General features: G+C 62.9%; 27 protein-coding genes. 12 read left to right on the plus strand and 15 right to left on the minus strand.

The annotated features are described in order from the left end of the window. Positions 1-89: 89 nt before the first annotated feature. Positions 90-554: a hypothetical protein gene (locus tag E4K65_RS36910; RefSeq protein ID WP_135178280.1), complete on the minus strand. Its 465-nt coding sequence runs from the start codon at positions 552-554 to the stop codon at positions 90-92. Positions 555-1233: 679 nt separating this feature from the next. Between E4K65_RS36910 and E4K65_RS36915 the strand changes: the two genes are divergently transcribed. From E4K65_RS36915 to budC, 3 genes are all read left to right on the plus strand, one after another. Further along, entirely contained in the window at positions 1234-1590 is a 357-nt protein-coding gene (locus tag E4K65_RS36915; RefSeq protein WP_135178281.1) for a PRC-barrel domain-containing protein, read from the plus strand. A 275-nt stretch (positions 1591-1865) separates the two neighbouring features. Continuing rightward, positions 1866-2168: a plasmid stabilization protein gene (locus E4K65_RS36920; protein ID WP_135178282.1), complete on the plus strand. Its 303-nt coding sequence runs from the start codon at positions 1866-1868 to the stop codon at positions 2166-2168. Positions 2169-2213: 45 nt separating this feature from the next. Further along, positions 2214-2981 carry a meso-2,3-butanediol dehydrogenase gene (budC, locus tag E4K65_RS36925; RefSeq protein WP_135178283.1) on the plus strand — a complete coding sequence of 256 codons (768 nt, stop codon included), beginning with the start codon at positions 2214-2216 and terminating at the stop codon, positions 2979-2981. Between the two features lie 145 nt (positions 2982-3126). On the opposite strand, the gene E4K65_RS36930 is transcribed toward budC, so the two are convergent. From E4K65_RS36930 to E4K65_RS36940, 3 genes are read right to left on the minus strand one after another with little or no spacing between them, the layout of a single operon-like run. Further along, a complete protein-coding gene (locus E4K65_RS36930; RefSeq protein WP_135178284.1) occupies positions 3127-3360 on the minus strand; it encodes a hypothetical protein in 234 nt (77 codons plus the stop codon). Then, entirely contained in the window at positions 3357-3662 is a 306-nt protein-coding gene (locus E4K65_RS36935; RefSeq protein ID WP_135178285.1) for a hypothetical protein, read from the minus strand. Before E4K65_RS36935 ends, E4K65_RS36930 begins: the two co-directional genes overlap by 4 nt. Before the next feature lie 24 nt (positions 3663-3686). Beyond that, complete coding sequence (locus E4K65_RS36940; protein ID WP_135178286.1) at positions 3687-4772, minus strand: DUF1236 domain-containing protein; 1086 nt, start codon at positions 4770-4772, stop codon at positions 3687-3689. A gap of 228 nt (positions 4773-5000) precedes the next feature. Between E4K65_RS36940 and E4K65_RS36945 the strand changes: the two genes are divergently transcribed. Next, positions 5001-5228 carry a hypothetical protein gene (locus E4K65_RS36945; RefSeq protein WP_135178287.1) on the plus strand — a complete coding sequence of 76 codons (228 nt, stop codon included), beginning with the start codon at positions 5001-5003 and terminating at the stop codon, positions 5226-5228. Between the two features lie 271 nt (positions 5229-5499). Here E4K65_RS36945 and E4K65_RS36950 read toward each other — a convergent pair whose 3' ends face one another. The 6 genes from E4K65_RS36950 to E4K65_RS36970 form a co-directional block, all read right to left on the minus strand. After that, positions 5500-6009: a PRC-barrel domain-containing protein gene (locus E4K65_RS36950; RefSeq protein WP_135178288.1), complete on the minus strand. Its 510-nt coding sequence runs from the start codon at positions 6007-6009 to the stop codon at positions 5500-5502. 387 nt (positions 6010-6396) lie between these two features. Further along, positions 6397-7530 (minus strand): glycosyltransferase family 4 protein, encoded by a 1134-nt coding sequence (locus E4K65_RS36955; protein WP_135178289.1) that lies wholly within the window; start codon positions 7528-7530, stop codon positions 6397-6399. A gap of 131 nt (positions 7531-7661) precedes the next feature. Continuing rightward, positions 7662-7871 (minus strand): hypothetical protein, encoded by a 210-nt coding sequence (locus E4K65_RS36960; protein WP_135178290.1) that lies wholly within the window; start codon positions 7869-7871, stop codon positions 7662-7664. 757 nt (positions 7872-8628) lie between these two features. After that, a complete protein-coding gene (locus tag E4K65_RS49035) occupies positions 8629-8934 on the minus strand; it encodes an inorganic diphosphatase (RefSeq protein WP_235885890.1) in 306 nt (101 codons plus the stop codon). Beyond that, on the minus strand, positions 8928-9143 hold the full coding sequence (locus E4K65_RS49040; protein WP_235885892.1) for an inorganic diphosphatase: 216 nt from the start codon (positions 9141-9143) through the stop codon (positions 8928-8930). The genes E4K65_RS49035 and E4K65_RS49040 overlap by 7 nt, the downstream gene beginning before the upstream one ends. Before the next feature lie 80 nt (positions 9144-9223). Then, positions 9224-9739, minus strand: coding sequence for a YciE/YciF ferroxidase family protein (locus tag E4K65_RS36970; protein ID WP_135178291.1), 516 nt, complete (start codon positions 9737-9739; stop codon positions 9224-9226). 198 nt (positions 9740-9937) lie between these two features. Between E4K65_RS36970 and E4K65_RS36975 the strand changes: the two genes are divergently transcribed. The 5 genes from E4K65_RS36975 to E4K65_RS37000 all read left to right on the plus strand — a co-directional run bounded on the left by E4K65_RS36975 (position 9938) and on the right by E4K65_RS37000 (position 15642). Continuing rightward, entirely contained in the window at positions 9938-11443 is a 1506-nt protein-coding gene (locus E4K65_RS36975; RefSeq protein ID WP_167771448.1) for an FAD-dependent oxidoreductase, read from the plus strand. Between the two features lie 108 nt (positions 11444-11551). Further along, the gene (locus tag E4K65_RS36980; protein WP_167771449.1) at positions 11552-12703 is read left to right on the plus strand and encodes an NAD(P)/FAD-dependent oxidoreductase; all 1152 of its coding nucleotides are present in this window, start codon (positions 11552-11554) and stop codon (positions 12701-12703) included. Positions 12704-13188: 485 nt separating this feature from the next. Further along, positions 13189-13608 carry a CopG family transcriptional regulator gene (locus tag E4K65_RS36990; RefSeq protein ID WP_027544978.1) on the plus strand — a complete coding sequence of 140 codons (420 nt, stop codon included), beginning with the start codon at positions 13189-13191 and terminating at the stop codon, positions 13606-13608. Between the two features lie 3 nt (positions 13609-13611). Beyond that, positions 13612-14802: an extracellular catalytic domain type 1 short-chain-length polyhydroxyalkanoate depolymerase gene (locus E4K65_RS36995; protein WP_135178294.1), complete on the plus strand. Its 1191-nt coding sequence runs from the start codon at positions 13612-13614 to the stop codon at positions 14800-14802. A 375-nt stretch (positions 14803-15177) separates the two neighbouring features. Next, positions 15178-15642, plus strand: a complete 465-nt coding sequence (locus E4K65_RS37000) for a phasin family protein (protein WP_135178295.1) — start codon at positions 15178-15180, stop codon at positions 15640-15642. Between the two features lie 332 nt (positions 15643-15974). On the opposite strand, the gene E4K65_RS37005 is transcribed toward E4K65_RS37000, so the two are convergent. Both E4K65_RS37005 and E4K65_RS37010 read right to left on the minus strand, forming a co-directional pair. Further along, positions 15975-16412, minus strand: coding sequence for a hypothetical protein (locus tag E4K65_RS37005; RefSeq protein ID WP_135178296.1), 438 nt, complete (start codon positions 16410-16412; stop codon positions 15975-15977). 266 nt (positions 16413-16678) lie between these two features. Next, entirely contained in the window at positions 16679-17389 is a 711-nt protein-coding gene (locus E4K65_RS37010) for a cyclic nucleotide-binding domain-containing protein (protein ID WP_135178297.1), read from the minus strand. Between the two features lie 556 nt (positions 17390-17945). Here E4K65_RS37010 and E4K65_RS37015 point away from each other — a divergent pair. The 3 genes from E4K65_RS37015 (at position 17946) to E4K65_RS37025 (ending at position 19962) form a co-directional block, all read left to right on the plus strand. Further along, the gene (locus E4K65_RS37015; RefSeq protein WP_135178298.1) at positions 17946-18485 is read left to right on the plus strand and encodes a hypothetical protein; all 540 of its coding nucleotides are present in this window, start codon (positions 17946-17948) and stop codon (positions 18483-18485) included. Beyond that, entirely contained in the window at positions 18475-18816 is a 342-nt protein-coding gene (locus tag E4K65_RS37020; RefSeq protein WP_135178299.1) for a hypothetical protein, read from the plus strand. The genes E4K65_RS37015 and E4K65_RS37020 overlap by 11 nt, the downstream gene beginning before the upstream one ends. Positions 18817-19155: 339 nt before the next feature. Next, positions 19156-19962 (plus strand): plasmid recombination protein, encoded by an 807-nt coding sequence (locus tag E4K65_RS37025; protein WP_135178300.1) that lies wholly within the window; start codon positions 19156-19158, stop codon positions 19960-19962. 174 nt (positions 19963-20136) lie between these two features. Here the strand turns inward: E4K65_RS37025 and E4K65_RS37030 are convergent, their stop codons facing one another. From E4K65_RS37030 to E4K65_RS37040, 3 genes are all read right to left on the minus strand, one after another. Next, positions 20137-21867, minus strand: a complete 1731-nt coding sequence (locus tag E4K65_RS37030) for an AAA family ATPase (protein ID WP_235885894.1) — start codon at positions 21865-21867, stop codon at positions 20137-20139. A 534-nt stretch (positions 21868-22401) separates the two neighbouring features. Continuing rightward, entirely contained in the window at positions 22402-23181 is a 780-nt protein-coding gene (locus tag E4K65_RS37035; RefSeq protein WP_135178301.1) for a metallophosphoesterase, read from the minus strand. Next, positions 23178-23627, minus strand: coding sequence for a hypothetical protein (locus tag E4K65_RS37040; protein ID WP_135178302.1), 450 nt, complete (start codon positions 23625-23627; stop codon positions 23178-23180). Before E4K65_RS37040 ends, E4K65_RS37035 begins: the two co-directional genes overlap by 4 nt. Positions 23628-23744 lie beyond the last annotated feature (117 nt).

Below are 23744 nucleotides of genomic sequence, written 5' to 3' on the forward strand. Positions count from 1 at the left end.
CTAAGTTCGGCGAGGTTCCGGACGATCTGAGTGCGCCGTAACGGAGCCCAAGATTCCAGAAACCGTCGCCCGACACGAAGGCGGATGGATCACCCGCCACTCAGCGAGAGGCTGATGCGCGTAACGATCCCGTCCCACGCGCGCTCTTCGCTGGCCGGATAATTAATCAGCACGCAATGGACCAGCTCGCCAGAGAAGTTGCAACGGTCATACCAGACCTTGTCGCCCTTGTAGCTGGAAACCGCAAAGAACCGCGGCGTCACTCTCTTGTACTGAATGCGCGAAGGCGGTCCTTTCTTCGCGAGGAAAACAGCGGGCGAATCGCTCCCGACGTTGGGAGCAGCCTGTATCGTGAGGTCGGCGCGGCCGTCGGCAGTTCGAAAGCGTTGCCCGTAACCGTCCGGCCGGCCCGCTTCTTCGGTGAAGATCGAAGAAGGGAAGTCGACCGACGTGCCCGTCTGTGGAATGCGGTAGGTCGTCCACCTTATGGGCTGCCCCGAAACCGAAGCGGCCGAGACAGCGAAAATGGCCATCGCCAGAGCTGTCGCTTTCATCAAAGCTCCTCCTTCGCAGACCCCCACCGAGACATAGGCAACGAGCCGGCAGCATCCCTTCACACCAGGAAAAGCGGCGAAGCCAATTACGTTCCAAGAAGCCTGATCCTTAGAGGGCATGCGCACGCGGGATGTCGGCGCATTGCGTTGAAGAAGTCGGGCCGGCGACGAAGCAGCAGGACGAAGCGTCGGGCGCGACCGACACATCGCGCGGCCGATGGTCTCGCCGAACGTGATTCAGTCCGTTGCCGAAGGGTCGATTGCCACGCCGTGGCGTCGAGAGGTCACGGGCCACGAGATTTTTCCCCGAGGCAGCTTCCCGTCGGCGGACCAACCGGGACCAGCCGCCCCGAATCGGACTTGTTCGCCTCGTGATGCCGATGGCGCAACCGGCTGCAGCGCCAAGCTTGCCGTGGCCGGGCATGGGCCCGCGACGCCGCCGACGATGGCTCCCGCGATGGTTCCTTTCGCCGAGGCTTCCATTCGCCTGGGGCTCCGGAGGAGGCGAGAGCGTCGCCGATGAGCATGGCGTTCATGACGGCTCACCGAATTTGCTTCCAAGTCAATCGTCGCAGCGACGGCCCGTTCCTCACCCTCCTGCGAGTGGAGACCAGTCAGGAACGAGTGAGGGCCACGCTCCGTTGTCTCGTATCGATCCTGACCGAAGAGGAGGACGGCTATGGAAACGGAAAGGCGTGAAACGGGAACGCTGATCGGCAGCGACAAGGTCGAAGGCACGGCGGTATATGGCGCGGGCGACCAGAAAATCGGGTCGATCGAGCGCGTGATGATCGACAAGGTAAGCGGGCGGGTGTCGTATGCCGTTCTCGGCTTCGGCGGGTTCTTGGGCATCGGCGACGACCACTACCCGCTGCCATGGCAGTCACTGAAGTACGACACGAACCTTGGCGGGTATCGGACCAATCTCAGCGCCGACAGGCTACGAGGAGCGCCCCATTACGGCAACGATAACGACTGGAATTGGGACGACCCAACGCGAGCGAGAGCGGTGAACGACTACTATTCCGGCTTCTAGCCTTGCCGGCGGTCGAGGCCCTTTGTTGCGGGCGCGCTTTTGGGCCGCACGCGAAGTCGAGATAGGCTACGGCGAACTGGCGAAGCGAGAGCAGAGTTGGAGGTGCGTCGAGCGGCATGCGCACTCACGTGCTGTTATGGTTGCGGGGCTTGGGATTCCCCGGCCCTCCGGGTCCCGCTTCTAGGCTGCTCGAGCCGCCGGACAGCCTCAGCGCGATGGAACCTACAGGCTTTTCCGATCTTGAACCGAATATTTCCAATCGATGGAGGGACCTCATGCCCCGGGGCGACAAGTCCAGTTACACCGACAAACAAAAACGCCAAGCCGAACACATCGAGGAGGGCTATGAACACCGCGGCGTTCCGGAGAAGGAGGCCGAACGACGCGCCTGGGCGACCGTGAACAAGGAAACCCATGGCGGGAAGAAGAGCGGCTCCGGCCGCGGGACCAAAGAAGACCATTCGCCGTCGAAGAAGGGCGGCCGCTTGGGCGGTGCTGCGTCTGCCAAGCGCCCCCCTGCGGAACGGTCGCGATCGGCCAAGAAGGCCGCGCGGACCAGAAAGCGGCGCGCCGCCTAGATTGCGCGCAAATCGCGGTCGCACTGACCACCCAGGAGTTGCCCAATGGCGGATAGGTTCAAAGGCAAGGTCGTCATCGTCACGGGATCCGCTTCCGGCATCGGAGAAGCGACAGCACGCCGCTTCGTTGCAGAGGGCGCGAAGGTGGTCCTGGTCGACCGCAACAAAGACACGCTCGAAAAGGTCGCCAAAAGTTTGCCGGCCGATCAGGTGATGGCCTGCGCCGTCGATGTGTCGGAGTCGCGCGCCGTCGACGGAATGGTCACGGCGGTCGTGGACCGTTTCGGCCGGTTGGACGTCATCGTGAATAACGCCGGCGTTCATGTAGGGGGCGACCCTGCTTCCATCACTGACGAGGAATGGCGGACGGTGATGTCGAGCGACGTCGACGGGGTGTTCTACGGCTGCCGCGCGGCACTGCCCCACCTCGAGAAGACCAGGGGCTCGATCGTGAACACGGCATCGGTCTCCGGGACCGGTGGTGACTGGGGCATGAGCCCCTACAACGCTGCGAAGGGCGCCGTCGTCAATCTGACGCGCGCGCTCGCGCTCGACCTTGGCAAGAAGGGCGTCCGCGTGAACGCGGTCTGCCCGAGTCTCACGCGCACGGGCATGACCGAAGACATGATGGGCGACAAGGAGCTGCTCGCGAAGTTCGCCGAGCGGATCCCGTTGGGCCGCGTTTGCGAACCGGAGGAAGTCGCCGCCGTGATCGCGTTCCTCGCGAGTCAAGACGCAAGCTTCATGACCGGCGCTAACGTAGCGGTGGACGGAGGCGTGTCCGCCTCTAACGGGCAACCGCCGCAGGAATAGCCGCGGAGACCGCTCGCCGTCAAGCTTTGCGAGCGCTGTGTCGCCGGAACGTGCGAGTGCGTGGATCAGGGGACGCTAAGCGCATCCAGCGAGCTTGCAGCATCTGGCCTGGCTGTCTTGGCGGCTGATTCGAAACTTCCCGGCCTTAGTCCGTCGGCTCTGCTCCCGGGGCGCTCCTGGACCCGAGAAGCTTCAGCGCCGTATCGATCTTGGCGAGGAGCGCCTGGATTTCGGCGCGCTCGTTCGCGCCGGGTCCGGCTTCAAGCCGCGCCAGCAATTGCTCTTTCTGTCCCAGCAGCTTCGCAAGAGCGGACATCCGATCACCGCAATGTCGACCGTATCGAAAGGGCCGCTCGGAGAGCAGCCCTTTCTTGGTCACCAGCTACGGGTGCCGAAGCTGAAGCCGATGCTCGGCCCGCCGCCGTAGTAGCCGTAGCCGCGATCGTAGTAGCCGGGGCCGCCGTAGTAGCCGTAACTGCGGCGCACTACGTACCCGTCATCTCCGCCGAAATAGCGGGGGCCGCGAGTTCGGAAGCAACGGCCGAACTCGTTGCAGACGAGCCGGACCTGGTCCACCCCGGAGATCTCGGTCGGCCCCACCGCAGTTGGGCTGAGCGGTGCCGCGATCGCAGCCGATCCCAAAAGGCAGGCGGCGAGCATTCCCAGTGCAATGGTCTTCATGAATGTTCTCCTTCCTTGGCGAGGTCAGTCGATCTCTTCGATGATGCGACGTTCCTGCGGTTCGACGATGTAGGTTCGGCTATCCCGGTGAATGTATCGGTACTCCCGCAGGCTCGGCGCCTCGCGATAGACCTCGTCGGGGAAGGCATCGATTTCCACGCCGTCCGGCAGGCGCTCGCCCCGGCGGATCTCGGTTCGCACTGTGCTGCCGGTCGTTTGCCGCTCGCGCTCGACGGGACGCGCCTTGACGTGCTTGCGGATCACCTCGCGATCACGATCGCTGAACGTGGTCTTTCGCTCGGTGCGCGCCGGAGCGGCCGCCGTGGACCGGCCCGAGTACGGCAGGACCGCGACGATCTTGTAGCTGGAGGGCTCCACGATCACGATCTCGTCCTTCACCAGGACGAAGTTATAGCCCCGGTACTGGGGCACGATCTCGACGACCTCCGCCGGCAGCGGCTGCAGACGGACATCCCGCGGCACGGCAGTGCCCACGGCCAACGAGAAATTCACGTTATTGAGGGGCTGCACGTTGAGGTGCGAAATCGACGTGCTGATCCGCGTCCGCTGCTGATCATTGATGTTCACCGAGGCATTCACGTTCGTGTTCGACGAACGATCGGCCGTATTCTGCTGGGTGCTCGGCTGCTGGGCCGTGTTCGTCGAGTTACTACCCGTCGGAGACTGCGCCTGACTGGCGCCCGAAGCTGGCGGGTTCGCGCTCTGCGCCCTGTTGTCCGTAGGCGGGTTGGTCTGCGTCTGGTTCGAAGGCACATTGGTCTGGTTGGAGGGCTGGCTGGTCTGCGCCTGATTGGTCGAGTTGTTCGAGGTGGGCGCCTGCGTGGTGTTGGTGCCCGTACCGGAATTGGTCGTTTGGCCTGCAGCGCTCTGGCCGGTCGATGACGGAGACTGCGTCTGGGCCGAATTGGTCGAAGGATTGGTCTGCGCGGATCCCGAAGGTGTTGAAGAGGACGGCGTCGTCGAGGTGGAATCCGGCTGACGCTGCGTAGCTGACGGATTGGAGTTCGACGTGCTTGGAGAAGATTGCGCAAGAGCCGAAGTCGCGATCGCGACAGCGGCCGTCGTAGCCAAGAATAAACGCTTGTTCATCTGAACCTCCTAAATGCGGATGTCGATCAACCTCCGATGCGGCGCGCGGTTCCTTTTCGGGAAAACTCGGCAACTCTCGTGGCGTCGGGACGTGAATTTCTTCCGGTAGACCGAGATCGCGGTTGTACCGAAATGGCGGTGGGGCGCTGCAACCGCTAACAAACGGAACTTCGGTCAAACCACGCCGTTGGCAGCGACTACTTACGAATCATTTGAGGAGGACACACCATGAAGAAGCTGATCGTGTGCGGCGCGCTTGCCGCTTTCGCTCTCGGCACGCAGGCCGCCAGCGCCGCCGAGTTCTACATCGTGCGCGACGCGACCACCAAGAAGTGTACTGTCGTCGACACCAAGCCGACCACCACGACCACGACAGTGGTGGGCAACGGCGTCTACAAGACCAAGGTCGAGGCCGAATCCGCGTTGAAGACCACCAAGGTGTGCACCGAACAGTAAATATCGCGGGCCTCAGGCGGCCCGTCGAAAAGCGTTCGGGCAGCAGTTGGAGGAGTAAATGCCCGTACTCATTTTGTGGGCCGTTCGTGCCGTCGTCCTCGTTGTTGCCGCCCTCGGCTATTTCTTAATTTACATGCACTGAACGACTGCGCGCGTGAGCGACCCGCCCGATGATCCGAGCGGGTTTTTTTCCCGACAACCGTCGGTGGCTCACGGCGGACAAAAAAGGGCCCCGTGACGGGGCCCTCATCTCCGTGAACTCTCGTCCTATTTAGTTGTAGTCCGAGTATTTGAACTGCGGGAGCGCCTTCAATTGCTCCTTGTTGCCGCTCATGACGGCGTGGTCAGGGACCCAATCGTTAGCGCTGCGGTTCGTGGTGGTTGTCGCTGCGGCGCCGGTGGTGGTGTCGCGCGACGTGGTCGAGGTGCTGGTCGAGCTGGTCCGGACCGGCTCTTCGACGAACTTCAGCTTATCCATCGAGACGGCGATGTCGTGTTCGCCCATCCCCAAAAAACCGCCGATGCCGATCACCACCGCGTTGATCTTGCCACTCTTGTCGACGAGCAGCTCGTTGATGTCGCCGAGCTTCTCGTTGGCCTCGTTGTAGACGTTCAGGCCCATGAGCTTCGAGGCGCGCCAATTTCCCTTGAGCGCGATCTTCGCATCGGCTGGGTGGGTAGCCGCCGGCGCGGCGCGCTCGGCCGGCTGAGTGGATTGCGCGTACGCAGCGCCGCCGATCACAGCAGTGCCAAGCAGAACGACGGCAAGAAAGCTTTTCATCGATTATCTCCTCCAACGTGAGCCAACATCCGTACAGATGCCGGCGCCAACGCCCGGGGCTGCCACTTGTTCCTGAATTGACTCTGCTCAGAACGGTGCTCTCGCGAAGGATTCGATAAGCGCGGCGGCCCCGGCGTGGGCTACCGACGTTCGGTGGTTACAAGCCGGACGGGAATGCGCTTACCGTCGGAGCGGAGGCAAGCTTCCGAGAAATGCGGCCAAACCTGCTTCGAACAGTCTCCCGCTTCCTTCCCGGAATCGCTTGCCGGCTGGACCTGCGGCTGCGGAGGATACGCCTCATCCGCAAGAGCCGCCGTCGCTGCGAGCAGAACGAAAGCTGCCGTCGCGGAAATAATGGTTTTCATGCGTGTCTCCTCGATCGCTAACTCAACGATCGGAGTCCGAAGCCGTTCCGATGGGTCGAGAAGACTGTGCTGCCCCCTTCGCGAATCCTTCGTCTCCTCCAGGCATCTGAACACTCTCAGCTGCGCGACCTCCGCGAGCGACCAACTCGCGATATCGGATCTCGTACTCCCCCGCCATCCGGCTCGCGGCGAAGCGCTCCTCGAACCGGGCGCGGACTGCTCTTCTGTCCAGCCGGCCCAGGTCGTTCACCGCCGCGATCGCCTGCTCCTCGTTCTCGACGATAAAGCCGGTCACGCCGTCTTCCACCACTTCCGGCACCGAGCCCGAGCGGTAGGCGATGACGGGCGTCCCGCACGCCATCGCTTCGATCATGACGAGCCCGAAAGGCTCCGGCCAATTGATCGGAAACAGCAGCGCGGCGGCCCCGGCGAGGAAGAGCTGCTTCCTGACTTCGTCCACCTCGCCAACAAGCCGGACCTCTTCGCCATCGATGTTCGGTTCGAGCTTCTGCTTGAAGTAGGCCGTCTCCGCGCGAGGTATCTTGGCGGCGATCCGCAGCGGCATCCGCGCGGCCCGCGCGATACGTATGGCGGCTTCCGGTCCCTTGTCCGCCGTCAGCCGGCCGAGAAAAGCCAGGTACGAACCATGGTCGTAAAAGGGCCGTAACAGATCCTTGGGCAGGCCGTGCCGAATCGTCGCGATCCAGTTCGCATCCGGAAGCGGCCGACGCTGGTTGTCGGAAATCGAAACAAAGCCCGCGTTCGGAAAGGCCCCGATCACCTTCGATAGACCGGGAAAGTCGAGGCGGCCGTGCATCGTCGTGAGGAAAGGCACCCGGGTCCGGCTGAGCACGGGAAGTGGCAACCAATCGACGTGGGAGTGGATCACGTCGAAGTCGCTCGCGCGCTCGGCAATGGCTTCTATCAGCAACGCACAGGCGGCGTTCGGGTCCGCGCCCCTCCGGCCCAGGCGCAGTGCGCGCGGCCACACCGGGCGCAGCTTTCCTTTCGTCTTCGAATCTCCGCTCGCGAACAGGGTGACGTCGTGTCCGAGGCCGACCAGCTCGTCCACCAACCAGGCGATCACCCGCTCCGTGCCCCCATAAAGCTTTGGAGGAACGCTCTCGGCCAACGGGGCGAGCTGGGCAATCCGCATCGGCTAGGCCCCGAACATGAGCCGCAGGATCGTCACGATACCCGCGGAAACAAGGGATGAAATCGCAAGCAGCGTCCAACTGGGCCTTATGCTCCCGCGAACCACGCGCGCGACGAGCATCTTCATCCCCATCAACACTCGTCTTGGGGAAGCCCGTGCAGGTAGGCTATTCCGTAGCTGGCGAGTGCTTCGGAATCGCTCTCTCGCTCTTCCCCTCTCCTTTGTAGGTGGCGCTCGAGCAGGCAGCGACGGCTGTCCTGTGGATCGACGTCGGAGTGCCTCGCCCGGTACACCGTCCAGGCGGTCTCCGCGGCCCTCTTCAAGGCGACTTCGTCGACCATCTTCACCTCCGGCGACCGCACCAATCGCTGGCAACTCAAGAGAGTTCGGAAAGTTTCTAGTTTTTCCCGGTCGTCGCGGGCTCGGCAGAGTAAAGGCTCAAGAAGGTCGGGGCGCCTTCGCTCTGGCCCGTTCGCGTGCGGCTCGACGGCGCTGCAGGCGTTGGCTTCGGCCGGACCTTCGGCAGGCAAGAAGCGGGGCGCAGGCGCTGCAGCCGACGGCCTACAAGGGGCATCTCGATCCCCGTCCGCGTCTCGGAAGGTTTGGCTTCCATGAGCTCGAGCTCGACACTTTCAAGTGACGCTGCCCTGGCGGCGAGCTCCCATCGCCCCCACGCCCACCGATAGCAACCATCGCCTATTTTTTCCGTTATCGGAGGGGCGCGAGCAACGTGAAAGGAGTTTCGATCAAAAAAATTGCAAGGTCGGCTCTGATGGTCCGCGCTCTTGGTCTGAGTTCGTTCGCGGCGACTTCGACTACGCTTCAAGATCTGAAACATGTCGCGGGTTTGCATGGTAAGCAGAAATGCCGGACGAACGTACCCGCTTACTTGAGGAGGCGTTGCGGCGTTTGGCTGCGTCCATAAATGATCGAGATGCAGCCGCGAAGATCGAGGCGCTGGCTGAGGACTATGAAAGGCGCGCCGCGGCGCTCCGCGTTTCCAAAGAAGCGAACCACCCAAAGGGTTCGAACGAGCCCTGATTGCGACAAGCATCCGACTGTGTTCAGCAAGCCCACACCTCTAACAAGCCTACACCTTTAACGAGCCAGACGTCGGATTGCCTTAGCCGCCCGGCGTGGACCATGCCATCCGAGAAACTTTAGCTCCTTGTTCTCAAGCGCATTCGTCGCTCGAAAGAACTGTTCAAGGTCGTCGCGCGCATGGGACGGCAGCTTGCGAATATCCTTGAGATCCGTTTCGAGCGGCGATCGGTCAGGCACGGCGAACACCCGGTCGTTTCGCTCTTTCTTGCCTTTGCTTTTTTGCTCGACTTCGAGAATGCCGACCGGGCGACAGCGGAGCACGACGCCCGGATAGGTCTGCGCGTCATGCAAGATCAGCACATCAAGCGGATCGCCGTCCTCGGCTTTGGTCGAGGGAATGAAGCCCCATCGTAGGGATAGATCAGACCTGCCATCAGCGGCTTCGCCAGAGCAAAAACACCAAGCTTGGGATCGAAATCAAGTTTGCACGAGCTGCCCCGCGGCGTTTCGACGACGGCGAAGATATTATCGTCGTCGGCCCAACTTGGCAATTTCGTCAGATCGGTCATCGCAACAGTCAATCACGCATTTCGCACCGGCAACGGGGACGGGCCCGACGAAGTCGCGTCGGTCAGGCCCCCTGCTGACATCACGCGGCGGTGGACGCTTTCTTGTTCACGCCCTTGCGCAGTGCGACGGTATTGAGCTTGGTATTCGCCGCCTTCTCTTCGTTAAGATTTGTGGTCAAAAAGCGCACGATATCGTCGTGGCCAAGTTCTTCCGCCCAGGCAAGCAGCGTACCGTAACGGCATATCTCGTAATGCTCGACGGCCTGCGCGTTCGCGACGATCGCCGCGTCAAGCACCGTTTTATCTTCGATCTCGCCAGCCGTCTCATTCGCTTCCTTGATCAGACCATCGATAGCGGGACATTGCGTGCCGCTCGGCCCCTTGCCTAGCTTCTCAAAAGCCTTTTCGAGACGCTCGATCTGCTTGTTGGTTTCTTCCAAATGGTTCTTGAGGCCAGCTACCAGATCGCGGTTGGTGGCCTTCTCGATCATTTTCGGGAGCGCCTTTATGATCTGCTGCTCGGCGTAATAAATGTCCTGCAAACCGTGTAGCAGCAGGTCATCCATTGTCTTGATGTCTTTCGTGAAGAATCCCATGGCTTCGCTCCTCGTTCTTAAAGCATGGGAACGCGCGCTTGCGAACCTTGTTCCTCCGCGGGTCCGCCCAAGGACCACCCCTCGCGTCTTCGGGATTGACGAATCTCGCTGCACGGGAACGGGGTTGCGGCGGCCGGCCGCGTGGCAAGAAGGAACTCTAGCATCAAGCCGGTGTTTTGCTTTTTTGCGGAGTCTTGCATGGTCAGCACCTCGCTATGGATGGATACCGAGATATTGCCGGAGGCGAGTACGCTCAAAGGTGATGTGCATTGCGATGTAGCTGTTGTCGGCTCGGGGATTGCCGGCCTGTCGACCGCCTACGAGCTCTCCAAGCTTGATCGGTCGGTGATTGTCATCGACCGTAAGGGCATCGCGAGCGGCATGACGGCGCGCACCTCGGCGCATCTTGCGCCGCTTTGCGATGATTTGATGAGTGAATTCAGGAAGCTGCGTGGCCCGGAAATCGCAAAGCTGTTCTACGAAAGTCAGGCGGCGGCCGTCGACCGCATCGAGGAAATTCAGGCGAGCGAAACCATCGCCTGTGACTTTCGGCGTCTCGATGGGTATCTCTTTCAGGGCCACGGCATGCCGGCCGATGTGCTCGATGAGGAGCTGGAAGCGGTGCGCGAAGTCGGTGCGCCCGTCCATCGGCTGGTCGGCGTTCCACTCAAGGGATGTGAGAACCGTCATGTGCTTCGCTATCCGCGCCAGGCGACCTTCCACCCGCTCAAATATCTCGCCGGCGTAGCCGCAGTTTGCCAGACCCACGGCGTCCGCTTCTTCGCTAACAGTCCGGTCGAAGAGGTTGCGCAAGGGGATGGCGCGGTTACGCTGCGAACCGCACAAGGACAGATCACGGCCGGTAACGCCGTGATCGCGACCAACGCCTCAATTGCCGACCGCTATCAACTGCATTCCAAAGTCGCTCCCTACCGCACCTACGTGCTTGCTTTCGCGATCGCACGGAGCGAATTCCCCGACGCGCTTTATTGGGATACCGAGGATCCCTATCACTATGTGCGGCTGCAACCAGGTTCCGACGAGCATGACGTCGTCCTTATCGGCGGCGAAGACCACAAGAGCGGCGAAGCAAATGACGCCGAGAAGCGCTTTGCCAAATTGGAGAGCTGGGCGCGCGAATTGATCCCTGCCCTTGGCAGGATCACACACCGCTGGTCCGGCCAGGTTCTCGACACCATTGACTATGCCGGCTTCATCGGCTGCGAGCCTGGCAGCGAACGCATCTACCTCGCGATGGGGGATTCGGGTCAGGGGCTGACCCATGGCGTGATGGGCGCGATGCTGAACACGTCCCTCATTCTCGGCGAGCACAACCCCTGGAGTGCCGTATATGCGCCTGGCCGCACACCACTTGCGGCCGCCAGGAATTTCCTGCGCGAGAACCTGACCATCCTACAAAACCTTGCCGAGTATGTGGCACCGGGTGAAATTGCCTCCCTTGATAAGATTGAGCCGGGTGGGGGCGCCATCCTACGGCGGGGCTTCGAAAAGATTGCCGCCTACAGGGACATGGCCGGCGAACTGCACCTTCATTCGGCAAGCTGCACGCATATTGGTTGTCATCTGCACTGGAACAGCTTCGAGACCTGCTGGGACTGTCCATGCCACGGCTCGATCTTTGCGCCAAACGGACAACCGATCAATGCGCCAGCCGTGGCTGCCTTGCGACCCGTGAAAGTCTAGCGAAACTGGTTCCATGCTCAGGAGAGTTTCATCTTCAAGGACGAAGACATCGAGCAAGATGATTTGCGCAGCTCCCGCACACCTTGGGCAGCCCTGCCTCCGCCACCAATGGAGGCTATCGCCGACAGCTTTCGTTGCCAGGCTCTGGTCATCGGCGCCGGCATAACCGGCGCTCTGGTGGCCGAACGCCTGACACGACAAGGCTATCAGGTGGTCATCATCGATCGCGAGCTTCCCAGCCTCGGCAGTACAGTTGCGAGCACCGCGATGCTGCTCTGGGAGACCGACCGTCCTCTCTTTGAACTCGCGCAGCTCTATAACTTCGAGAAAGCCGTCCGCTGCTATCGGGCCAGCCACCATGCCGCGCAGGGCCTTTTGTCCCTGGTCGCACGTCACGGAATTGCGTGCCAGATGCGGCCACGCCTTTCTCTCTATCTGGCCGTCGATGACAGCCCGAAGGTTGTTCGGGATGAATATGCGCTGAGGAGCCGCGCTGATCTGCCGACACTGTTTCTCGATCATGCCGAGCTGCTCAACCGGTTTGGAATCGCGCGGGCGGGCGCCCTTTTGTCAAGGGACGCAGCCGACGCCGATCCGGTACAGCTCACACGTGGCCTGCTTGAGGTCTCTCTTCAGCGCGGCGCCCGCCTCCTGAAGGCCAACGCGGTTACGTACGACAGCGCGGCGTCAACTGTGACCGTCGGCCTGGAAAACGGGCTTTCGATCGAAGCGCACCACGTGGTGCTCGCGACCGGCTATGTGATGCCGGGTATCGTAGGCTCCACATCGCACCAGCCGGCCTCCAGCTGGGCAATCGCGACCCGACGGCAGCCGAACGCTCTGTGGCCCGAGCAAGCGCTGATCTGGGAAGCGACCCGCAATTATCACTATGCGCGCACTACGCCGGATGGCCGCGCCATCTTTGGCGGCGAGGACGATGATGCAATCATCGATCCTGAAGCTCGCGCTGCCGCGACGCCGGCAAAGGTAAAAGCGCTCAAGGAGCGCTTGAATGCGCTTTGGCCCCGCGCATCCACCGAGCTGGCCTTCAACTGGTCCGGCGCGTTCGATACCACCCGTGACGGGTTGCCGCTAATTGGCGCTGTGCCCGGCTACAGGAATATCCTTGCCGCTTTCGGCTATGGCGGCAACGGGATTACCTTTAGCTTCCTCGCGGCGGAACTGCTGTGCACGCTGCTTTCAGGAGGCTCTTCGCCCCTGCTCGACGTTCTTGCGCTCGACCGCGATCTCCCCAGCTAACGACGCGCTATCAGATAGCCAAGCATGAAGGCGACGAGGAGCGACGGCAGTGGGGTCTCCCGGACCACATCGCGCAGAAAGGCGAGCGCTAGTCCGAAAAGTTGAAAAACGCGGTCAAGACGCCGATGATAGTTCGGACATCGACCTGCTCTGCTATTGCGAGTGCATCATCGACCTCAATTCCCCGGTACCGGACGGTGCTCTCGATTTTGGTGTGCCCCGGCGTGGGAGCACGACGGACCTGTTTTCGTTTGAAGCCTTTGAACGAGCTGGCCATTGGGCTTGCGATGATCGGAGGCGAGTTTCGCCAGGAATTTCTTGCCCTCCACGATGCGGTGACCGCTCTCGACGTGACGCCCCGCCTTGCGCGAGCTGCTCGTCCAAGGTCATTGGATGGCACCATCCCCCCTTGAAAGGCGTCCCGGAGCATCTAGATAACATCCCTATACCATCCAGTGGGATGGCAGATGGATGGATGGTTCTCTATGGCCGCTAATGTGCACGAGCTGCGATCCAAGTCCCCCGACACCGAGAAGATCACGATCAACCTTGGCTACGTCGACCTCGGTCATGTCGATCTTATGGTGCAGGAAGGGTTCTATTCGAACCGGACCGATTTCATCCGGACAGCAATCCGGAACCAGCTCGAGCGACACGTAGAGGTCGTCAGACAGTCCACGGCCCGGAAGAACCTGGACCTCGGCCTGCGCAACTACACTCGCGAGGATCTCGAAGCGGCGCGGCGCGCCGGCGAGATGCTGCAGATCAATGTTTTGGGCTTAGCCACCATCGCCCAGGACGTCACTCCCGAGTTGGCTCGCGCCACAATCGCGTCGGTCTCGGTGCTGGGGGCCCTTCACGCCACTCCCGCGGTCAAGGCCGCTCTCGCCGACAGAACGAGGTGAACGATGCTGAATCAAGACATAGTCCGCGAAGCAACCCGCCTCACGCGTGCCGGCCAACTGGTCGAGGCCACCGCGCTGCTGCAGCGCATGCTCCAGGGCGGTAGCGCTCCAACGCCGGAGTCTCGCAGCGCCTCTCAGGCTCGGCTCCCGCAGCTCGATCCGCTTACCATCGACGCCACGGCCAACGTCGTCGAGGAGCGGGAAGCTCCGCAGATTGCGCCGATCCGCTCTGCACAGGGACGCAGACGCTCCCTACCGCTCGACGGCATGCGGGATTTTTCCGGGCTCGGCCTGCGAAGTCCGATCACGCGCGCTCCTCTGTCCCCATCGGACATCGTGCCCGAGGGCACACGGTTTATCGCCGGTACCTTCAGTAACGCCGCAGGAAGCCGGACCTACAAGCTGTTCATCCCAAGCCGCTGTCAGGGACAACGGCTTCCCCTGATCGTCATGCTTCACGGCTGCACCCAGTCGCCGGACGATTTCGCGGCCGGCACCCGAATGAACTTCCTGGCAGAAGAGCAGAATTGCTTCGTGGTCTATCCTGAGCAGCCGAGCGGAGCCAACCAGTCGAAGTGCTGGAACTGGTTTCGCACGGGCGACCAGCGCCGCGGCGGGGGCGAGCCCTCGATGATCGCCGGCATTACCCGCCAGATCATGCGCAACCATGTGATCGATCCGAAGCGCGTATACGTCGCGGGTCTGTCGGCCGGCGGGGCCGCTGCCGCCATCATGGGCGCAACGTATAGCGACCTGTACGCGGCCGTCGGTATTCATTCAGGCCTCGCGTGTGGAGCCGCGAGCGATCTTCCCTCCGCGTTCGCAGCCATGCGGCAGGGAGGCGGCTCCAAGGCAGTTGCGGACGGCAAAACTTCTGTACCGACCATCGTTTTCCATGGCGATCGCGACACTACGGTGCATCCGAAGAATGGCGATCAGATTATCGAGCAGTCCGCCAGGGCAACGAGGCCGACGACGAAGGTACTTCGCGGACGCGTACCCCACGGCCATGCCTATACTCGCACCATCCTGATCGACGGGGCCGGTCGGGCGATTTCCGAACACTGGAACATCGATGGCGCCGGACACGCGTGGTCAGGCGGCAGCCCCGCCGGGTCCTACACTGATCCGCAAGGGCCGGATGCGACGAGGGAAATGCTGCGCTTCTTCCTCGAGCATTCGCTCGGTGGGTAATCTGGCTTCACTGGGCGCTCAGGTTGTCCTCGAGCACATCGCCGAGTTTCCTGATCAGCTTGGCGTCGCCGAAGCCGGCCTCTATCCGCCAGCGCGGGGCGCGACGGGCGAGAAACAGGTCGCTTAGATCACCGGGCGTTTGGGATCATCCTCTCGGCAACGTTCGGCCCGTTGAACATAGGTCAGGAAGATCGCCAGTTAGACGTTCGTTGGTTGGAGTTGCTACCTAAAATCATCGGCGGCATCGCAGAACGTGCAATGATCTCAGTTCATGCGGGACTCCAACAACGCACGGTTTGGAACACCACGTCACAAAGCCTGTTGTTCTCTCAGAAATGACCGTTGTGGTCGCCTCCCCATTTCTTGGAGCGTCAGATGAGCAAACGCAAACCGGCGACAGCGCCAAAGCGCGCCCGCAATCCGAAAATGGCCGCGCGGGCCCAACGGAACAAGCAGGCCATTGTTAGAAGCCCGCCTGAGCTTCATGATGATCCTAACTACGAGGTTCCTATCATTGAGCCTCGGGTGGATGCCTTACCAGATGACCTCAGTCAGAGCATGACCGATAGCGATTCAACGAAAGGCTTTGCTTTGGCGACGGCAAACATGCAGGCGTATCAAGCGAAGCTTCTTGAGATAGCCGGGGCCAACGCGCAATTTGCCTTTGAATTCGGCCTGAGACTTGCGACGATCAGGTCACCAACTGAATTTTTCGGCGTCATTACGGAGTTTACCAGCAGACGGGTCGATATGTTCGGGCAACAATCGAACGAACTGGCGGCATATCCGTTCTGGCGCATCAAGCCGCCCCGAGAGCTCACGGCTCTGCCGGAACGATAACTGCAAACCTGCTGCGGCAAAGGATGGACGCAAATGCGGATCACGCACGCGCCGATCAACGTTGCTTGCTTTCGGCTGGGGAGCGCCGCTCACAACGAGGGAGCGTCAACTCTCTTGAAGAACGCCTTACATGGCGAAACATCGATCGGCCAAGTCTGGGAAATCAAGGGGTTACGCTGGATTTGGTAGCGGGAGACCGCTACCGCCTTTCCCCACATGGGTCAAATCCGCGATATTTCCTCCGATCGTCCGCCTGAACACGGAAACTGGTCGGATGGTGGATTCTGCCGCGCATCCGATCCTCGATGGCGACATCGATGGGATTGGCTCACTCAGTCATACTGAGGCGTGTGCGAGCTGCCTCGGCCCGCCGCACTTTCCGCAACCGCGGGCCGGGATGCGGGCGCGGCCTCGGCTGCTTTCGGGGGTGTCAGCGTCTCGGTCAGCTCGCCGCGCGCCATCGTCACCTCGCCGCGATGCACCGAGCGAAGTCGCCAGCCCTGATAGTCTCCGTCGAGCTTCAGGCGCAGCGTGGCCTTGGTCGTCTGATCGACGAAGATCCCGACGCTCTGATCGCTGCCGACGACGGTTCCGACCAGCACGAGCCGCAGCTCGGCCGGCGGCGGGCTCGGCGGCATTGGCGGCGCTTTCGACGCGGACTCCGAAGCCACGGGTGGTGGTGGCGGCCGCCGCGCGGCCGAGAAGATAGGCCGTTGGTTCGTATCCGACAGCACCGCGAGCGGAACTGCGCAGAGCGGATTGCCGCGCATCGCCTCCCGCCTGACGGGAGACCGCGATGGCGCGGCAGGATCGTGTGCCGGTTTCGACGTTTAGCGGTCCAATGCACTACACGCCGTTTTCACCGATGGAATAGGTCTCGCCCACTGGGCAAAACCGTGATCTTTTGCGCAACGCGCTCGGCTAATATCTGCCGGAGGCGATATAATTTCGAGAGCGCTTCTACTCCCTGCTCATATGAGCCGCATAGGATCGCCGCACGACACGGGATGCGCCCGCCTACGCCGTCTAGTCTAGGTCACTTCGACGCAAGTCTTTCCGCAGCGAGCCCCAGACCGACGGTGGTGACGTCACGCAATTTGGCGGCAAGGTCCGCGCTCACAATCCGCAGGAGGTTGGCGCGGAGCTCTGGTCTGCTCGCGGTGAATTCTCTCATATGCTGGAGGTCCAAGCTTGCAACCGTTCCGGGGCCGCGGGCCACGACGTCCACCGGACTGGCCAAGCCGCTGTAGGCGCTCACGTCCCCGATGAGTTGACCGGGCCGAAGCGCCATTCTGGTGTCGTTGCCGAGAATGGCTTCGAGGTCACCGGCAATGACGACGATGGTCTCGGATATGTGCTGCCCCTTTTTGAGGATAACCTCGCCTGGTGAGCAGTCGGCCCACCGGGCAAGGCTGACCAACCTCAAAAATTCCCGTTTGTCGATCGAGCTGAACGCGACTTGGTAGAGCCGTTCTTCCCTGTCACTGAGAACGACCGGCCGCCGCTCCAAAAATATCGCCACGACCCGAATCGCGTTGACCATCATGAACGCCGCGCCCCAGAAGATCGGCGGCCATAATTTGTCGTCCTGAAGATAGTAATAGGGCAAAGTCAGTCCCTCTCCGACGATCGCCAGGACACGAAGCGTGAGGACGCCCCGCGCCGAGAACGCCACAAGGAACACGATGTTTGACAGGTTGATCAGACCGTTGATCCCAAGGACCTGATCGACCACGAACGCGTACATAGGGACTCCAACGACGTTTTTCACACGTCCGTAATGCGGCCGTCGACATCAGAATGGCGGGGGCCATACCGTTGACCAGTCAACGCACGAATTCGATAGAGGAACCAACTCTCGAATATAAGGACAACATAGGAATCGAGGACCGAGGTACGCTGAGTTCGGAGATTTCCGCGTCACCGGGGATGGTTGCGTGACTGCACCAGTCAGCACGTGGTCGGTACCAGGCTCCTGTCTCTCTGGCTCCTCGCATTTGGCTGGCTCTTATTCGAATTCACATGCCTTCGCGTTCATCTTCCAAACCAACATTCGCCCATGGTGGCGATGGAGATAGAAGATAATTCATCCTGCGCCGGAGATCCGAAGAGCCTGGTTCGAAGAGCAGCTTTGGCGATATTCCGGTTTCTTCTCGGGAATGACGCCGCGCCAATGCGATATCGCCCAGAAGCGCGCTATATTCGGGGCCGCGGGCCGAAATGGCGAGAGAAGCACGGCCTAGATCCATCTGCGGGATCGTGAGCGCTTGATCGCAAGCGCTTCCGACGAACGGTCCCGCGTCATGATCGTCGCCTTGTTGGAGACCGACCCGCAAGGGTCGTTGCAGTTGTGGAGGGGATTGCGGAGAAGGCGCTGGCCACGCGTGTTCCCCCTAGGCTCTGGCGAACTTGCACCATGGCTCGCACGCCATCGTCACCTCTTCGATCTCGCGGTTGTCGATACGCCGGCGCACGACGGCAAGACGATCGCAGAGGCGGTCAAGGCAACCGATCTTGCTCTGATCGTCACCCAGCCCACCATGCTGGCGACGTCGGTCGCGATGCGCCTGAGGGGCCTGTTCCTTGAGCATGACATCCCGTTCGCGATCCTCCTGTCCCAGACACCGCCGACCCTGAGTGCCCGCCTCGCTCAATGGATCGACAACCACCGCCTGTTGGGCACCGTTGTGCAGGGACAGCTCGCCTATCGCTTCGCCTATCAGGACGCGATCGCGGTCGGTCTGGGCGTCGTTGAATACGAGCCGGAGGGCCGGGCAGCCGCCGAGGTGCAGATCGTCACCGATTGGATCCTGCGCCGGCTGGAGATCATCAATGAGCCGTAACCCCAAGGAAGCGCTGGATGCAGGAACCCGGCATCTTCGCAATGCTCTGACTTATTCGCAGCCCGACGGTTCTCCGGGTTCCAGCGGCGAAACGTTGCGAACGACCGTCACGATAAGGCCGAATCTTCATAGCGCGCTCCGCATTTTAGCGGCTACCCGGGGGTGCCGACTGAATGACCTCCTCGTCGTCGCGATTGAGGATCTGCTGGTACAGCAGGGCGCCCTTCCCGGCGCTGTCAGCCGCCCTGCCCTGCGTCAGCGGCTCCAGACGAACGGACCGAGCAACCCGAGCGAGGGTCCGGCCGGCTTGCCGCTCGAGGGGGACGCCTGAATCGAATTGGGGTGCACGGGAGCATCAGGGAGGGCAGCCAACGACATCTAGTGAACCGACTAGATGTTCGCGGATCGGTGGATTTGGCTTCGCTTCCCTCTTGCTGCCGCTTCGACCATGGTGGGGACCAAATGGAGCACACTCACCATGGGTTACCAGTTTTTCCGCGAGAACGTATACGCCCGCCGCGGCGCCCACAAGCTGCGATCCAAGAAGCGAAATCCGTCTCTGTTCGATATCCGCGACGAGATGGTTCGGGCACCGCATGCATGCAGCCACGTGGCAGAGCCCCGAGAGCCGCGGGTGCTGTTTGGCCGGTCTCCGATCGAGGCGTTTGCATTGGCATCAGCCCGTGCCGATCAAGCGGTCAACGAGCGCGGGCACAAGCTGCGCTGCGACAGCCCGGTCGTCGCGGTCGGCGTCGCGAGCTGGCCCGACACCGTCGCCGAGGTCGAGGACAACCCCCAGAAAATGGCCGAATACGAACACTGGCGCGCCCTGACGATCGCGTGGCTCGCCAGCAAGTGGGGCGAAAAGCTCCAGTGCATCGTCGAGCACTTGGATGAGCCGCACCCGCATCTTCACTGGGTCGTGATCCCGGACCTCCAGCAGAACGGCCTGCTCCAGATCCAGAGCGTGCATCCCGGCTATGAGGCGAACGCGGCGTCGAAGGCACGGGGCGAAACAAAGCGCGAGCAGAAGAAGGCCTACAAGGCCGCCATGAAGGCGCTGCAGGATGACTACTACGTGAACGTCGCTGCGCATTGCGGGCTCACCAGGCTGGGTCCGCGCCGGCAGCGCTCGAACCGCGAGGAGTGGTTGGAGCAGCAGCGCCAGGCCAAGTACTTGGCGAGCACGCGCGCCAACCTCATGGCCGATCTCGAGAAGGCGAAGGCGCAGGCGAAGCAGATCATCGACGACCGGGTCGCGAAGACGGAGGCGGCGGCGGAGGCCCGCGTGAACGACGTCGTGATGCAGATGCATCAGCGCATCGAGGCGCTGAAGCAGAAGGCCCTCCACCGCATTTCCGAAGAGCGGGCGACGGTCGCCAAGCTGGAGAGCGAACTCGCCGCTCGAGACGAGCGTCTCCAGGCGGCCTTGGCCCTGTTGGAGGAATACGGAATCGAGCACCGCCCGAAATTCTAGGGCCCGGCTGAAAGTGTTCGGCAAGCTAAGCCGTTGCAAAGCTCGCGAGAGTGCAGCGGCGGAGGGCCTGAGGCAGAGCCGCATCAAGCGCGTGGCGCCATATCCAACGCGCCATATTCGTCCTCAGCCTCGATCTTAGCTCGCTCATGCGCGACCGCCGCCATGATCGTGAATCTAATCGGGACTGAGCTTCGGAAAAGCAATCACCGTGCCGCCCTGCTCGCCCGACGCTGATGCATCGTGTTCGCCCCGAGCCGCCTGCACGTTTGCAGCCGCGGAACGCTCGGCCTCAAGCAACGCGGCGATCTCGGCGCCGGCGAGGCTCCCCCGCTCGAACAGCCGGCGCGCGGCCGCAATCAACACGGTCCGGTTTGCTTCCAGCAGTTCACGGCAGGTGCGATCCGCCTCGGCGAGCTCGATGCCGACCGCCGCCCGGATGTCGGCGTAGCGGAGAAACTCCTCCGCACGGCGCGGGTCGCCGAGGTGCGTCAAGGGCGACGGCCCCGCCAGACCAAGTCCACCTAACATCGCGCAGCTCAGCCTGGTAGCCTCCGCAAGATCTTCTTGGGCGCCGTGGGACGCCTCACCAAGCAGGACTTCCTCCGCGACACGGCCGGCGAGCAAGACCTCGATGCGTGACCGATAGTCGCTCGCTGTGCCCTCGAAGACCTGGCGGGTGATGCGCATCGACATCCCAAGTCGCCGGCCTGTGCGCGTGGTGTTGGCGACGACGCCGTCGGCGCCGAAGCGGAGCACGTCGACCAGCGCGTGGCCTGCTTCGTGGGCCGACGTCCTCCAGCGCAGCTTGTCAGAGATGTCGTGGTCGCCGACAACAGCAAGACGGAGGTCCTCGAGCCTGACCTCGCGGTTCTCGCGCCGCGCCACGCGGCGCGCGTCCTTCACCGCGCGCTCCGCGTCGGCACCGGTCATGCCGGCCGCCGTCATCACGATGGTGGAGATGTCCGCGCCGACGAGATCGCCCTTCAACCGAACCCGGAAGATCTTCTCGAGCTCGCCCGGATCGGGCAGGCCGATCCGCACCACGTTCTCGAAGCGCCCCGCGCGGAGCAGTGCGGGATCGACGGCCTCGACTTCATTGGTGCAGCCGATCAGGAAAACGCCCTCTCTCTGACGGACGCCGTCCAGTTCCTCGTTGAGAGCCGTTACGCAGCTTCGAAAATACGCCGATGAGGAATCCTTGAGCCCGCGGCGTGCGACAAAATTGTCGCATTCATCCAGCAGAATCACGCATGGCGCTTTCGCGCGAGCGAGGGCGAAGTCGCGGCGCATGGCTGCCAGAAAATCGTTCAGCGCCCCCTCGGCCTGCCAGGCATAAAACGAGCAGACGATGAGCGGGATGCCGGATTTCGAATCCTCACCCAGCGCACTGCGCGCGAAGGCCTCCGCGAAAAGCGTCTTGCCGACGCCGGGCGGGCCGGCGAGCATCACGGCGTTCGAAACAGCGTCCCAAGGACCACCCCGTCGCCAGGCTGCGAGATCCGCGATCGCGTGGCCGGCCCAAGAACAAGCCGCCGCCATGCCGTGAATCTCGGAGAGGAAGAGTCCGCGCGACGGGCGGGCGGCCCTCTTCTTGGCAGCGAGACGGCGCAGCTCGTCGACGCACGCCTCCGGCGTCCGGTCGAAGCGGACCGCGGCCGCGAGGTCGGCTACGCCGAGATCGCGGAGCGCTTCGGCCGGCACCTCCACCGTCGTCCTGACACCGGTGACGGCGCGGATCGTGCGCGAGACCGTCGCGGAGTCGAGCAGCGCCAGCTCGATCCGGTGCTTCGCCGCATCGTTGACGACCGTCGGCAGATAGGTGCGGCCGTTGGGCGAGAAGGCGACGAACGGCAGCGCGTACGCACATGTCGGCCGCGACCCGTTCGAGCCGCGCCTTCGCCGCACTCTTGAGCGGCTCCTTTAGCTCGATGTACGCGCCGTCGAGGCCGGCGCGGCGGCCGGGAGCGGTCCTGACGAGGTCGATCATCTTAAACGTATCGTCGAAGAACATCCGGCGCCACGTGCCCTTCAGTGCATCGAGCGCCCCGCTGTCGGCGACGTCGACGACGACGGGGCCGCTACCGGAGACGAGGTCCTGCGCCCCGGCCGGCGAGTTGTCGAAGGCGCGTGCGAGCAACAGCGCCGCGGCGATCCGCGTCGCGCTCGGAGGGCATCCTTCGCGGCTCGCGCTCTCCTCGAAGCCCGTGTCGTCGTCGTCCACCTCGGACAACATGCGCGGGAGCCCGCCAAACCCGGGCGATCGGGCGCGCGACTGGCGATCGGGGCCGCCGCTCGCGTCCCGCCGGAAGCGCAGCCCCTCGCGTCAAGCCTCGCCGTACACCCGCAGCTCGATGGGTCCGATGCCGGCGCCCTCGAAGGAAGGCGTGCCGCCGTCGTGCGCGTCCAAGACATGCGTCATGCTCGTCGTCCCGTTCATGTCTAGACCTCGATGGTCAGAAGAGGATCGAACCCGAGGCGCTCGTCCGGATAGCCGTGAGGGTTCGAAATCATCAGCGTGCGACCGCGGGTCATGCGGTAGGCGAAGTGCGTGTGGCCCGAAATCCAGGCTGCCGGCCCGAAGCGATCAACTAGCGGCACCAGGGCGGTGCAGGACGACGCGGCCAGCAGGCTGTCGCGATGCGACGGCGACACGGCGTCGATCGTCGGTGCGAAGTGCGTCACCAGGACGGTCGGGCCGGGGTGGTGCGTCGCGAGGACGGCCTCGAGAAATGTCAGAGACATCTGATGCAACGCGCGCGCCTCCTGTGGGCGGAAACGCGCCCAAGGATTCGAGCTCCACTTGATGCGCTTGTGGTCACGCATGCCTTCGAGGGCTGCGCGCATCGCCGCCGCGCGTGACACCTCGCCGAACAACCCGTAGTCGGACCACAGCGTGCAGCCGGCGAAGCGAACGCCCGTCGCGCCGCCAATGATCGCGACCTCGTTCTCCAAGTAGTGCAGCCCAAGGTCGGCGGCGACGCGACGACCTTCGTCGATCGCCGCGGGCAATGCCGGGCGCGCCCAGAACTCGTGGTTGCCGGCCACGACGACGACTTCGAGCGGCGGCGGATAGGCCGCGCGCAATTCCCGCAGGGCGGTGGCGAGACCCTGCCGCGTGTCGCCGGCGACGACGATCACGGAAGCCCCGGACACCGGCGCCGGATAACCCTTGAAGCCGGGGAAATCGGAATGCAGATCGCTCATCGGCTGCAGGATCATGATGCGTTCCCGTTCAGGCCGGGCGGCGTCTTGGGCTCGCGCGCACCGGCACGGCGGCTGCCGAGCCAGATCTTGTGCATCGACCAGGAGGCCGAGAGGCGCGCCCGCTGGCGCGGCTCAAGCGGCATGCGAGCCAACGTGTGCGACAACACCAGCGCCGCGGCGGGGTCGACGAAGGCGCAGGCCAGCAGTACCGTCATGCTGAGATCGACGCGCAGGCCGATGTGCTCGGGAATGCGCCGCCCGACGACGAGACCGACGGCCGCGGCCGGGTCGCCGCGGATAGCCGCCCGCCACTCCGGCATCGTCGCCGAGATACCGGCGACGAAGGCGCAACCTCCGCGCGTGCACGTTCGTCGAAGGATTCGGCGGTCTTCGTCCGCCAGTAGAACAGCACCGGCGGCAACGTCTCGCCGCGCGGGCGTTCGCGTTCGTTCATCGGGCAATCTCCGTCGTTCGCGCGGAATACCGCGCGTGATGCCGAAAAGCGGAATTCGAAAAAGGTTAGGCGAGGGAGGGCCCTTGGGGGGCCCTGCCCTGCCTCGCCGGGACACGACCCAACA

Source organism: Bradyrhizobium niftali, assembly GCF_004571025.1.
GTDB classification, from domain to species: Bacteria; Pseudomonadota; Alphaproteobacteria; order Rhizobiales; family Xanthobacteraceae; genus Bradyrhizobium; species Bradyrhizobium niftali.